The following is an 11,708-nucleotide window of genomic DNA, read 5'->3' as shown; positions in this document are numbered from 1 at the left end:
TCACCCTTGCTTTTTTCTATCTTTTATAATTTTACGCCATTCAAGATCTCCTCGATCCAAAGCCCTTATTAAAATCTCGGCTCCGGCCATATTCGTCGCCAGTGGAATCTTATGTACATCACACAAGCGTAATAGAGCACTGATATCCGGTTCATGTGGCTGTGCTGTCAATGGATCACGGAAGAAAATGATGACATCCATCTCATTTTCTGCTATTTTAGCTCCGATTTGCTGGTCGCCCCCCAACGGTCCCGATTGGAAGCGGACAACCTTTAAGGAAGTCGCTTCTGCAATCCGTTGACCTGTGGTGCCAGTAGCAAATAACGTATGATTTTTTAAGATTTGCTCATAAGCGAACACGAACTGGAGCATCTCCGGCTTCTTTTCATCATGTGCAATCAAAGCTATATTCATTAGTCTCTCCCCTAATCTAATAAATTTTCCAAACCATACGCCAGGATGTCCATTTCCATGACACGCTCCACAGATAGTTTGACTCCTGTCATGAAAGAATCCCTGTTAATAGAATCATGTTTGATTGTCAATGTCTCACCTGAACCCCCAAACATGACCTCCTGATGTGCTACTAAGCCAGGAAGACGGACACTATGGATTTTCAGCCCTTCACTATCAGCACCCCGTGCGCCTTTCATCGTCTCTTTTTCATCCGGGTGACCTTGATGTTTAGCTTCTCTTTCTTCCTGAATTAACTCGGCGGTTTTAACCGCGGTACCGGATGGAGCATCCAGCTTCTGATCATGATGGCGTTCAATGATTTCTACATCTGGAAAATGCTTTGCTGCCCACTTAGAAAATTGCATCATCAACACAGCTCCAATGGCGAAATTCGGGGCGATTACAGCACCAAGTTGTTTCGTTTCAGCCATTTCAGTCAATTCATTTAACTGTTCTTTAGTGAAGCCTGTAGTACCTACAACAGGCCTTACGCCATTTTCTAACGCCAGCTTCGTATGCTTATATCCGAATTCAGGTGTTGTCAGGTCGATGAGTACATCCGCCTCTGCTTCATTTAAGCATACCTCAGGGTCTTCATAGATTTTTGCCTCAAAGTCAGGCAGACCCTCCAGGTCTTTCACATACTGTCCATCGAATTTACGGTCTATACAAGCAACTAGTTGCAAGTTATCTGATTGGTCAATCATGCGCAAAGCTGCGGAACCCATTTTACCTCTTGGTCCTGCTACGATTACCTTAATTGTTTTCATTCTGATTGCCCCTTTCTGTTACTCTGGTCCATCTGTTTTTATCTCGCGTTTCAATTTTGCTCATTGATCGATCGAAGGCTTCCGAAAGGTCGATATCTAACGAATTTGCAAAGCTTGTAAGCACAAACACTACATCTCCTAATTCCTCTTCCAGTGACTTTTCTGCTTCCGAACTTTTTTTTGGCTTCTCACCATAATAGTGATTGACTTCCCTGGCAAGCTCTCCAACTTCTTCCGACATCCTGGCCATCATGCTCAAAGGAGAAAAGTATCCTTCTTTGAACTGGGATATGTATCGATCGACGCGTTCTTGCATTTGTTTAGTCGTAATTGTATCACTCAAAACCGCTACCTCCCCGTTTGTAATCTATCTCTCTAAATGTTAGCCAAAACTGAAGCCTTTGACAAATTATTTAATCGAATCTTCCCGGTTATTGTCGCTTTCCTGTTATTTGATTATAATGAAAGACATGCATAAGAATTCATGAAAGGAGGACATCCGATTGATTTTCAGCTTAAAATATAAAAATATTTTCTTCATTCTGCTTGGTTCTGCTATCTTCTCCTTCGGTCTGGTCCATTTTAATATTCAAAACAACCTGGGGGAAGGTGGCTTTACGGGAATTACGCTTTTATTACTTTTCCTATTCAACTGGGACCCAGGATTGATGAACATCCTTTTAAATGTACCTGTATTAATTATTGGTTGGAAAATCCTAGGAAGAAATACTTTCTTTTATTCCCTTATCGGAATTTTCGCTGTCTCTATTTTCATTTGGCTCTTTCAAATCTATACCATCCATATCAACCTGCTAAATGATATGACACTAGCTGCCCTGTTTGCCGGTGTTTTTGTCGGTGTTGGGTTAGGGATTATTTTTAAGTTTGGGGGAACGACAGGAGGCGTAGATATCCTGGCCCGGCTGATCCATAAATATTGGGGCTGGTCGATGGGAAGAGCCATGTTTGTTTTTGACGCCGCTGTCATCTTTACTTCTATCATCACTTATCTGAATATGATCCAAGGAATGTATACCTTAGTTGCTGTCTACATAGCTGCCCGGGTTATCGACCTGATTCAGGAAGGTGCTTATGCTGCAAGAGGAGCTACTATCATTTCATCTCATAGTGAATCGATAGCAGAAAAAATCCTGAAAGAAATGGACCGTGGAGTGACTGTACTTGAAGGTCGGGGTTCGTTCACAGGAGAACGAAGGGATGTTTTATATTGCGTTGTTGGTAAAAATGAAATCGTCCGCTTAAAAAATGTAATCGATTCGATCGATCCACACGCATTTGTTGCAGTAACTTCTGTTCATGATGTGCTTGGCGAAGGTTTCACATTAGATGAAAACAAAAAACCAATAGAAAACTAAAACCCGGTTCCAATACCCTTGGAACCGGGTTTATTATTTCATCATATTAATCAATCTTCATTCATAGCGAAAAACATCAGAAGGAAACGAATTAATTCTGCTAAAGCAACTAATGCTGCCGCCACATAAGTCAGTGCAGCTGCGTTCAAAACCTTCTTGGTAGGACGCTCTTCATTATTTGTAATAACTCCTGTCGAAACCATCTGCGCCATGGCTCGATTGGAAGCATCAAATTCAACTGGAAGCGTGATCAGCTGGAACAATACAGCTGCCGCAAAGAATACAATCCCTAATAACAACAGACCGCTCATGTTTATTAAGATTCCACCAATTATTAAGAAGATGGAAATATTTGAACCGAAGCTTGCCACAGGCACCAACGCTGAACGCAAGCGTAAAAACGCATAGTCCTGAGCATCCTGAATGGCATGTCCAACCTCGTGTGCTGCAACTGCCGAAGCAGCCATCGAATGACCATGGTAGTTGTCAGAGGAAAGACGAACGACTTTCTTACGCGGGTCGTAATGATCGGACAACATGCCCCTGGTCTCTTCAATTGTGACATCATAAAGTCCATTATCATCTAAAATCTTTCTGGCTACTTGAGCGCCTGTCATATAGGAAGAAGTAGCAACTTTGGAATATTTTTTATACGTACTTTTCACTCGTGATTGTGCCCAAAGCGGAATTATCATCAAAAGGGCGACATAAATCAAATAGGATCCTAAACCCATTTCCATTCCTCCATCAAAGTTGTAATGTTACTATAGGTTAATATTAGTCAATTGTCAGAAAAAGGTCAACTGTTTGGTTTTCTTTTATGAAGTCGTGATGTTTTTTCTTTCTTCTCTGCTTGATACTTTCGAAAACCAACATAGGAAAGTGTCAGGATGATACAGCCACCAACGATAATTATCGTCCAAAGAAGAGCGTCCAGGCGAATTCCACCCTCATTCTGGCTTTCCTGCAGCATTTCTATAGAAAGGCTTAAGATACGTGCGATTTCTTCTGGATTTTCTGCTTCTGTCAAGAGCTTATAATGCTGATTGAACTGTTGGAAGAAACCATCCTCGTATGTCAGTGCTGCTGCCGGCAATACACTATCCCAAAATTGCCTGATTTCAGATAGAGCAACCGGTGAATCCGGTTCAATACTGTTATGATAACGTTCGATCCTGTTTACCAACTCGTCCTTTTCCTTACTGAAGAAACGAGGATCAGGGTGCACCAGTGCATCCAGCCATAACACCAACTCCAAATGACCATAAAGCACCGAATCTATGTCAGCCTGACTTCCCAGGGCACTCTTTTTCATCTCATTGTATTGATCCATTCGATCAGGATGATTTTCCTTCATATAGTTTTCCAATCTTTCCTCATTATAGCGAAGTAAATTATGGGAAAGAGTCAAATCGCCCTTTTTGACCGCTTCGTAATACTCGTCCAAAAATTGAGGAATGGTATTAGGGGCGGCAGCCTGCACTGGCGTTAAAAGAATACATGACAAAATAAATAATAGCCCTACGGTCGACGACTTACGTAACATGATGCCCACCTCTTCTCTAGGTTCTCTAACCATTTTATGAGAAGAGGGACAAGATTAGACCTTCAATAATCGTAGCTTTTCTTTAACCTCGGGCGGACAGCTAGCACGTATGCTAAACCAATACTGACGATGCTCAGCCAGAAAGTGAAATAACCAATTGGATTGAGATAATCCATCAAAGGCCCGTATATAGGCATTTGCTCAAAAACATAATCAATGACGTCATTATGCAGCGTCCATACTCCAGCTACAGCCACATGCCTTAATTTCATCTGATAAAAAGGTGCGTACAGCAACCCTTGAAGGGCCATCGCTCCATGGGAAATAATAAGCATATATCCTGTCCAATGCAGAGAACCTTCTACCATTAAAGTAAGGATATTCATCACCACTGCCCAAATCCCATATTTGAATAAGGTAACCATCGCAAGGCTTCCGACATACGGTGCTTTTTTCCCGAAAAACATAAGTAATAAAAAGATAGTGAAAAACAGACTTGCAGTAGGACTATCCGGAACAAATATCAAATAGATCGGCTCTGTCTGTTCCAATTGAAACCCATACCATATGTACCCATAAACAGAGCCAGCCAAATTAATCAAAAACAGCAACCAAATAAAGGTTCGATTGGTTAATATGTTGTAAAACAAAGACGCCACCTCAGTCCTGCTGGATAAATAATGTCCATGATATAAGACAAGCCGCGCTATCTATTAGCGCGGCTTGTTTCTGCTTCCTTTAATGATCTGATCCACCTTCGCTTCCGCCTTCTCCAGAGCCTTCTCCTTTGCCTGCGTTAGCAATGAATTTAGCCAGTTGCTCTAATTCTTTATCAGAACCTTTAAACATACCGGCAGGCATATTGCCGATACCTTCCTGAGCAATCTTTTTAATTTCATCTACAGATTTTTCCGTTTTGAGTAGAGATGGGTTGCTTCCTTGACCTTGCAAAGAATCCCCATGGCAACTCAAGCAGTTCTGTTCATAGACAGCATAACCAGGATCATCAGTATTAATCTTAGGGGTTTCTCCCTCTTCTTTAACACCGTATTGTTCTGAACGTTGCTCATAATCGACGTGAGAGACAGACTCATAAGTAAGCCAGAATGTTGCGATAAAACCTAGCAGCATCAGCCCAGTCGCAATCGGGCGTTTAGTAGGGTGGCGGTCCGGCCCTTTGTCTAAGAACGGAGCCAGCAGTAATGCACCAAATGCCAGTCCAGGCATAACAATCGCACCAAGCACGATATAGTTACCACCTGCAAATTCATATTTCAGAAATTGATATAAGAATAAGAAATACCAGTCCGGCAACGGAATATACGAAGCATTCGTCGGATCAGCCTGCTGTTCCAATGGTGATGGATGTGCAGCTGTTACAATTAGAAATCCGATTAAGAATACTGCCCCAACTAACCATTCCTTTAGAAGGAAGTTAGGCCAAAAGGCTTCCGTACGGCCCGGATATTCAGAATAGTCTTTAGGTATGTTCGGTTTACGTTCCGCCGGAATACGAGAATCTCCGACGAACTTCATGCCTTTACCCCTATGCACAGCGTTCCCTCCTTTTCACAAAAGCTGTCATCTTATAGTGGTCCAGAAATACCTTGCTTACGGATCATGATGAAGTGAGCCCCCATCAAACCGAATAATGCGGCAGGCAGGAAAAATACGTGAATAGCGAAGAAACGCGTCAACGTCTGCGCCCCGACTATACTCGGATCACCTGCTAGCAGCGTACGGATCTGATCTCCGATGAATGGGGTAGCTGCAGCAATTTCTAAACCAACTTGTGTAGCGAAATAAGCTTTGTTGTCCCAAGGTAAAAGGTAACCCGTGAAACCTAATCCCAGCATGACGAAGAATAGCAATACTCCGACAATCCAGTTCAATTCACGAGGCTTCTTATAGGCTCCCTGGAAAAATACACGTAAGGTATGTAGGAACAACATTACGATAACTAAACTGGCACCCCAATGGTGCATCCCACGGACAATTTGACCGTGTGCTACTTCTTTTTGCAAGTAGTAGACTGATTCCCACGCATTTTCAATGTCAGGGACATAATACATCGTCAAAAACATACCGGATAATACTTGGATGACTGTAACAAAAAATGTCAAACCGCCAAAACAATAAACAAATGCGGAGAAATGATGGGCGGGATTGACATGTTCAGGAACTTCATGGTCGGCGATATCACGCCATAAAGGGGTGATGTCCATCCTTTCGTCGACCCAATCATAAATCTTCTGTAACATGATTAAACCCCACTTCCTCTTGATTTGGCTTGGCCAAGATAAAGCATGCCTTCTTCCACTTTATGCTCATATAAAGGTAATGGAGCAGTCGGTGGAGTATTGGGGATGTTCACCCCGTTTTTCTTGTAACGGCCGCCGTGGCATGGACAATAGAATTCGTTTGGATATTCTTCATTCGAACCCCAGTCCACGGTGCAGCCCAAGTGCGTACAAATGGGAGAAAGGGCTACGATTTCGCCGTTCTCATCTTTGTAAACCCAGGCACTTTTTTCGACTTCTGATTCATACCAACCATCTTTCTGGTTGATTTTCCAGGTGAACCGCTTCGGTTCATTACTCAGTTCGCTTTCTTCCGCAACAGCTTTGAATTTACCTGCTGCTGATGGCTTCAATACTGGATCGATTGCGAAACGAACCATTGGAGCAAGCATTCCTGCTGCCATAAACCCGCCTACACCTGTCAATGAGTAGTTCAAGAATTGACGTCGGGATACTTGTTTTTTATCGCTCATATTTTTCCCCCCTCTATGCTGTAATCCATAGTTCATGGATATTTTACACACAGTTTACTAGGACATTACCATGATAGCGCAAACTAATAGTCCGGTCAATAAATTATCGCGTAAACGAAAAAAAATTGTAATCACCAATAAGATCTTATCATCTCTGCAATTTGGCTGACTTGTTCTTTGATGAACGATTGTACTTCTGAACTTTGCAGGTTACCGGATTGAAGTCCAGGCAGCCATACCACTTCCGCTTGTAATTCTTTACTTAACTTTCTCCAATTCATATCCAATGTGAATAAAAAAATGTGCTCAAATGGTAAATTGGATATTTGCCTGACCCATTGGTTGATACGGTCCACTTCTTCTTCGTGGCTGCCTGATATGTAGTAATATTCCGGCGCCAAAAGAATTCGACCTTTATACTCCTTCTCTACTTCACTCGCAAATAGCTTTAATAATTCTTTTTGAAAAGCTTGTTTTTTCATGAGCTCGTCCTTTTGTACATCAAAAGGTATCAAAGGAATAATCATCGTATCAATATATTCTTTGGATTCGGCGTATAGAGAAATATCATCCTGATTCCATCGCATTACTAATCACTATCCTTTCCAATATGTCCTATTTTACTAAAAAAGAAGCAAAATAAAAAACTGAATCTATAAAAAGATCCAGTTTTTATTTATCTGCTATTTCAGCCAATTCCTGTTTAACTTTTTGCAACAGCGTGGATACCCGGTTAAATGTCTGCTTATCGCCATTGTCCAGCGCTTCATCAATTTCTCGTTCTAACTGCTGCTTTTGATGTTCGAGCAAACTTATATCCAATAACCGACCTGCAAGCTTTTTATCTTTGGCTGTCAGATAGTGATTTAACGGCACATAGGGGTTTTCTTCCAAAACTGCTGCGTATCTGGCAGACTGATTGGCTTGGTCAAAATTCAACTGGATATATAATGGGGCATCCTGGTTAAGCCTGATATCGTGGAATGATTTCTCGGCATCCGTCGTCATCACTTTGTCTTTATAGAATCGGAACGGGGGAGCTTTCACGCCTTGAGCGCTGATAAGGATCCCTCTTGGGCAAAACTCGACTTCATCGACAAAATGGGCATGCTGCAAAATCGCTTCATGGTTGATCAAATAGTTCAAAATCCAGACACTTTCTCTTTTTTTCAATTGATAATGATTCAAAAACCACCGGACAAAATCTTTTTTATCTTGAACGGATATAGGTGTTTCCATTTACACCCCTCCCACATCGTATTACGTGATATCCTCTTCACGATTCTCCAAACGATGAACGAAATCCTCTATGTCACTGTCTGTAGGTTCAATAGTCAAATACTCCCTCAATATACGCCCGGCTTCTTGCATCCTCCCTTCTTCGACTAAGAAATAGCCATATTCTTTCAAAAATGCACTATCTTCTTTAAAGGAATTATATGCGACTTCATAGTGTTTTATAGCATCAGAATATTGTTCTTCTGTCTCATACGCTTTTGCAAGTTCCCAGTGGTAATTCGGGTCCACTTCGCCAAGGTCAAGCAAATGCTCTAAAAGATCGATGATAGCTTCGTAATCTTCATCTTTTTTATAATTCTCAATTAAGAATAAAATCGCTTCCTTATAACCTGGATCTAAACTGACGGCTTCTTTCATGGATTGATAGGCTTCTTCTTTCTTTCCTTGTCTATGGGCAAGCGTGCCAGCTAAGTGATAAAGCTCTTTATTGAATTCATCTTTTGCAAGACCGCTTTGCGTCATCTGATAAGCTTCTTCTATCATCCCTTCACTTTCATACACCTGAGCAAGCAAAGGATAAACAGATTGATAATAAGGGTCTCTTTCCACAAGATCCTCCCAGACCTTTATGGCTATATCATTGCGATTCGCCTGAAAAGCGACAAATCCATACCTGAATTTGACATCGGCATTTTCTTCCTCGACTTTTTGAAAATGAGCGAGTGACTGTTCAAAATCACCAGTCGCCGCATAGGCTTCTGCCAGTCTTGCTGCTACTTCGACATCCCCGATGACGGGTTCGCGGTTAAAAGCATTCTCATAGAAAGGGATGCTTTTATTGTATTCCCCATTAGAAAAGGAAAGTTCTCCTAATGCGAAATCAATGACCGCTTCATTTGGAGCCGCTTGTTTAGCTGCCAGCAGCTTTTGTTCAGCTACTTCAAATAACCCTTGCGATTGATATAGATCAGCAAGCTGCATCAATGAGGGCAGGTAGTCTTCATCTTCCGGTCCGAATTGATTTAAGAGATCAATCGCTTCCTCATCTTCTTCCAAATCAATATGAATTTCTGACAACATAATCTTCAATTCATTTTCTTTAGGGTAACGCTGACTTAATTCTTTGAGAATCATCTTCGCTTCTTCCAACATCCCCCATTGGATATACAACTCTGCGATGGTAAAACGCTCTTCTTCATCTGCTTCAGGCAAATAGGATTGTAATGTTTTCAATGCTTCATCAGTCCGGTTTGCTTCCATTAGCCGGACAGCTTGTTGTATTTCCTCCATATGGACATCCTTTCTCATCTATACAAAATGCATGGGTATTGAAACTTTTCTGTGCATTCCTGTTATCTTTTCATTTATAATCTGCTGATGTACCTGAACCACTTTCCCATCCTTGATAGTGATATCAGGAACAGACCCATGGTAACTGATTTCCGCTGGATCATCAATCAGTGTGGCTCCATTATGCAAATGCATGTTGAAATCCGCTTGTCCCCCAGGTACCAATTCTCCTTTATAAGGGTATATACCTGCCCTTCGGAGGTTTTGACTGGTTAGTGGATGATCCGTTACAGGGTCCTTCAAGGTAATCATATCACAATGCTCAACGATTTTATCCCACCCTGAATATATTTTTTGATGATCATCCTGCTGTTGAGAAACAAGGGGTGCAATGGGAATCCTGGAATAACTTTGAGCTTGAGCAAGCCATTCCCACGCCACATCCTTATATTCTTTATCATCTGTCGCATCGAATAAAATAAACGGAACCTTCTCCATGCCGAAGTATCGTACCATAGCGGGTGTCAACAAGCGAGGCGCAACGACAGGGGTGATCATATAATCCAGAGGCAGTCCAGCAAGCATCCTGCAAAAAGATTGATATTTTTCCTTGAATAGATGAGAAGTTTTGATCGGCAGCTGTACAATCAGTAAAGTACAGCCTCGTTTTAGGTAATCAAAGCTGAGCGTCATTTTTTCTGCAGATGGATATAAAGGGGATGCCACATCCACCATGACATATCCTGGAGTAATGTGGAATGCATCAACATTCAACTCCATCGGACGTGATGCAGCAAGGAACTTCCTAACAAAGCGATTGTCTTCGACCAGTACTTCTTTATTAATCCATTCATCTCTATGCCAAGTCCGTTGATAAAAATAGTAAGCTCCCATACTTGTCCACCTCCGACAGGCTTTTTATAAGGTATGAGAGCTTGACCAGTTGTATGATTAACTATGTTATTTTTTCAACGATTCCAAGTCTTTAAAAAATCCAGGATATGAAATATCGATACAATGTCCATTAGTCAACACCGTCTTTCCTTCTGCTATCAGTGATGCAATGGCAATCATCATACCAATCCGGTGGTCCATATAGGAATCTACCACGGTACCTTTCAATGAAGACTTACCCTGAATGATCATGCCGTCCTCTTTTTCTTCTACTTCTGCTCCGAAACTGGTAAGCACTTGTGCTACTGCAGCAATCCTGTCTGTTTCTTTGACACGTAATTCACCTGCATCCCCTATTATCGTTTTACCATTCGCTTGCGTAGCTACTAATGCAAGAATTGGCAGTTCGTCAATCAAAGAAGGAATGAGCTCACCTTCGATGTGAGCACCTGACAACTCTTTGTATTTTATTTCCACATTGCCGACAGGTTCTCCTCCTATTCTTCTGGTTTCTTTTACCAGGATATCTGCGCCCATCATTTCCAATGCTTTGATCAATCCAGTTCTTGTAGGATTTAACCCGACATCTTTGATAGTGATATGACTATCCGGGACAATAGCAGCTGCCGCCAGGAAGAACGCCGCAGAGGAAATATCACCAGGTACAGTCAAGTCAGCCGGTACAGGCTCCTGCCTCCCCTGGATGGTCACCTTCTTGTCCTCTACCGTCAACTCGACGCCAAATTGAGGAAGCATCTGCTCCGTATGATCTCTTGTTTTCACCTGTTCGATAACGGTCGTTTGACCGGAACTGAGCATACCCGCAAGCAATATGGCTGATTTGACTTGTGCGCTTTTGACCGGCATTTCATAGGTAATACCCTGCAGACTGGTACCATGGATCGCCAGAGGTAGATAGCTTCCTTCACTTCTGCCGTTTATCTTTGCGCCCATCTTTTGCAATGGTAGTACAATACGATCCATCGGCCGCTTCGCTAAAGAGTCATCGCCATAACACGTAGTAAATAAAGGAAGAGCAGCCAACACACCCGTCACAAGACGAGCCGTAGTGCCGGAATTCCCAAAATATACTGGTCGTTCTGCCTCTTTCAAAGAAGCTATACCTTCACTTTTTATCACCAGTTCGGTACTTGATTGTTCAATTTCCACTCCTAACTCCCGAAAAACCTGAATCGTTCGCATACAATCCTCACCTGCTAGAAAGTTAGAAACATGGGAGGTTCCCCTTGCTAAAGATGAAAAAATCACAGCACGATGGGAAATCGACTTGTCTCCGGGCACCGTCATTTCCGCAGCTATTGCATGGTCAAGAGGGGACAATGTAATTTCATTCACGGCTATTT

15 protein-coding genes are annotated in these 11,708 nt (G+C 42.1%); 1 reads left to right on the top strand and 14 read right to left on the bottom strand.

Annotated elements, in window-relative coordinates:
• The 3 genes from ACGTN9_RS05105 to ACGTN9_RS05095 are packed head-to-tail and all read right to left on the bottom strand — an operon-like array spanning position 1 to position 1,542.
• Positions 1 to 414, bottom strand: coding sequence for a methylglyoxal synthase (locus tag ACGTN9_RS05105; RefSeq protein WP_499591154.1), 414 nt, complete (start codon positions 412 to 414; stop codon positions 1 to 3).
• A gap of 11 nt (positions 415 to 425) precedes the next feature.
• Positions 426 to 1,226 (bottom strand): 4-hydroxy-tetrahydrodipicolinate reductase, encoded by an 801-nt coding sequence (dapB, locus tag ACGTN9_RS05100; protein ID WP_499591152.1) that lies wholly within the window; start codon positions 1,224 to 1,226, stop codon positions 426 to 428.
• On the bottom strand, positions 1,213 to 1,542 hold the full coding sequence (locus ACGTN9_RS05095) for a nucleotide pyrophosphohydrolase (protein ID WP_499591303.1): 330 nt from the start codon (positions 1,540 to 1,542) through the stop codon (positions 1,213 to 1,215). Before ACGTN9_RS05095 ends, dapB begins: the two co-directional genes overlap by 14 nt.
• 190 nt (positions 1,543 to 1,732) lie before the next feature.
• Here ACGTN9_RS05095 and ACGTN9_RS05090 point away from each other — a divergent pair, with 190 nt between their 5' ends.
• Positions 1,733 to 2,602 (top strand): YitT family protein, encoded by an 870-nt coding sequence (locus ACGTN9_RS05090; protein WP_499591301.1) that lies wholly within the window; start codon positions 1,733 to 1,735, stop codon positions 2,600 to 2,602.
• A gap of 50 nt (positions 2,603 to 2,652) precedes the next feature.
• Here ACGTN9_RS05090 and ACGTN9_RS05085 read toward each other — a convergent pair whose 3' ends face one another.
• The 11 genes from ACGTN9_RS05085 to aroA form a co-directional block, all read right to left on the bottom strand.
• Positions 2,653 to 3,336: a zinc metallopeptidase gene (locus ACGTN9_RS05085; protein ID WP_093044696.1), complete on the bottom strand. Its 684-nt coding sequence runs from the start codon at positions 3,334 to 3,336 to the stop codon at positions 2,653 to 2,655.
• A gap of 65 nt (positions 3,337 to 3,401) precedes the next feature.
• Entirely contained in the window at positions 3,402 to 4,148 is a 747-nt protein-coding gene (locus tag ACGTN9_RS05080; protein ID WP_499591150.1) for a sporulation protein YpjB, read from the bottom strand.
• A 62-nt stretch (positions 4,149 to 4,210) separates the two neighbouring features.
• Positions 4,211 to 4,798, bottom strand: coding sequence for a lipoprotein heptaprenylglyceryl N-acetyltransferase LhaT (gene lhaT, locus ACGTN9_RS05075; RefSeq protein WP_499591148.1), 588 nt, complete (start codon positions 4,796 to 4,798; stop codon positions 4,211 to 4,213).
• Positions 4,799 to 4,886: 88 nt separating this feature from the next.
• Entirely contained in the window at positions 4,887 to 5,702 is an 816-nt protein-coding gene (locus ACGTN9_RS05070; RefSeq protein ID WP_499591146.1) for a c-type cytochrome, read from the bottom strand.
• A 32-nt stretch (positions 5,703 to 5,734) separates the two neighbouring features.
• Positions 5,735 to 6,409: a menaquinol-cytochrome c reductase cytochrome b subunit gene (gene qcrB, locus ACGTN9_RS05065; protein WP_093044692.1), complete on the bottom strand. Its 675-nt coding sequence runs from the start codon at positions 6,407 to 6,409 to the stop codon at positions 5,735 to 5,737.
• A 2-nt stretch (positions 6,410 to 6,411) separates the two neighbouring features.
• The gene (locus ACGTN9_RS05060; protein ID WP_499591144.1) at positions 6,412 to 6,921 is read right to left on the bottom strand and encodes a QcrA and Rieske domain-containing protein; all 510 of its coding nucleotides are present in this window, start codon (positions 6,919 to 6,921) and stop codon (positions 6,412 to 6,414) included.
• Between the two features lie 131 nt (positions 6,922 to 7,052).
• The gene (locus ACGTN9_RS05055) at positions 7,053 to 7,508 is read right to left on the bottom strand and encodes a DUF2487 family protein (RefSeq protein WP_499591142.1); all 456 of its coding nucleotides are present in this window, start codon (positions 7,506 to 7,508) and stop codon (positions 7,053 to 7,055) included.
• A gap of 85 nt (positions 7,509 to 7,593) precedes the next feature.
• Entirely contained in the window at positions 7,594 to 8,160 is a 567-nt protein-coding gene (locus ACGTN9_RS05050) for a ReoY family proteolytic degradation factor (RefSeq protein WP_499591140.1), read from the bottom strand.
• A gap of 21 nt (positions 8,161 to 8,181) precedes the next feature.
• The gene (locus ACGTN9_RS05045; protein ID WP_499591138.1) at positions 8,182 to 9,450 is read right to left on the bottom strand and encodes a tetratricopeptide repeat protein; all 1,269 of its coding nucleotides are present in this window, start codon (positions 9,448 to 9,450) and stop codon (positions 8,182 to 8,184) included.
• An 18-nt stretch (positions 9,451 to 9,468) separates the two neighbouring features.
• On the bottom strand, positions 9,469 to 10,344 hold the full coding sequence (locus ACGTN9_RS05040) for a hypothetical protein (RefSeq protein ID WP_499591136.1): 876 nt from the start codon (positions 10,342 to 10,344) through the stop codon (positions 9,469 to 9,471).
• A 66-nt stretch (positions 10,345 to 10,410) separates the two neighbouring features.
• Positions 10,411 to 11,700, bottom strand: a complete 1,290-nt coding sequence (gene aroA, locus ACGTN9_RS05035) for a 3-phosphoshikimate 1-carboxyvinyltransferase (RefSeq protein WP_499591134.1) — start codon at positions 11,698 to 11,700, stop codon at positions 10,411 to 10,413.
• Between the last annotated feature and the right edge of the window lie 8 nt (positions 11,701 to 11,708).

The organism is Halobacillus sp. B23F22_5, assembly GCF_043497085.1.
GTDB lineage: Bacteria > Bacillota > Bacilli > Bacillales > Halobacillaceae > Thalassobacillus.
Note: the sequence above shows the minus strand (reverse complement) of the source record. Positions and strands in the feature narration are given on the sequence as shown.

Excerpts from the sequence above, each read along its gene's own strand:
- ACGTN9_RS05105 (WP_499591154.1), bottom strand. The coding sequence starts at position 414 with ATGAATATAGCTTTGATTGCACATGATGAAAAGAAGCCGGAGATGCTC.
- dapB (WP_499591152.1), bottom strand. The coding sequence starts at position 1,226 with ATGAAAACAATTAAGGTAATCGTAGCAGGACCAAGAGGTAAAATGGGT.
- ACGTN9_RS05095 (WP_499591303.1), bottom strand. The coding sequence starts at position 1,542 with ATGCAAGAACGCGTCGATCGATACATATCCCAGTTCAAAGAAGGATAC.
- ACGTN9_RS05085 (WP_093044696.1), bottom strand. The coding sequence starts at position 3,336 with ATGGGTTTAGGATCCTATTTGATTTATGTCGCCCTTTTGATGATAATT.
- ACGTN9_RS05080 (WP_499591150.1), bottom strand. The coding sequence starts at position 4,148 with ATGTTACGTAAGTCGTCGACCGTAGGGCTATTATTTATTTTGTCATGT.
- qcrB (WP_093044692.1), bottom strand. The coding sequence starts at position 6,409 with ATGTTACAGAAGATTTATGATTGGGTCGACGAAAGGATGGACATCACC.
- ACGTN9_RS05060 (WP_499591144.1), bottom strand. The coding sequence starts at position 6,921 with ATGAGCGATAAAAAACAAGTATCCCGACGTCAATTCTTGAACTACTCA.
- ACGTN9_RS05055 (WP_499591142.1), bottom strand. The coding sequence starts at position 7,508 with ATGCGATGGAATCAGGATGATATTTCTCTATACGCCGAATCCAAAGAA.
- ACGTN9_RS05050 (WP_499591140.1), bottom strand. The coding sequence starts at position 8,160 with ATGGAAACACCTATATCCGTTCAAGATAAAAAAGATTTTGTCCGGTGG.
- ACGTN9_RS05045 (WP_499591138.1), bottom strand. The coding sequence starts at position 9,450 with ATGGAGGAAATACAACAAGCTGTCCGGCTAATGGAAGCAAACCGGACT.
- ACGTN9_RS05040 (WP_499591136.1), bottom strand. The coding sequence starts at position 10,344 with ATGGGAGCTTACTATTTTTATCAACGGACTTGGCATAGAGATGAATGG.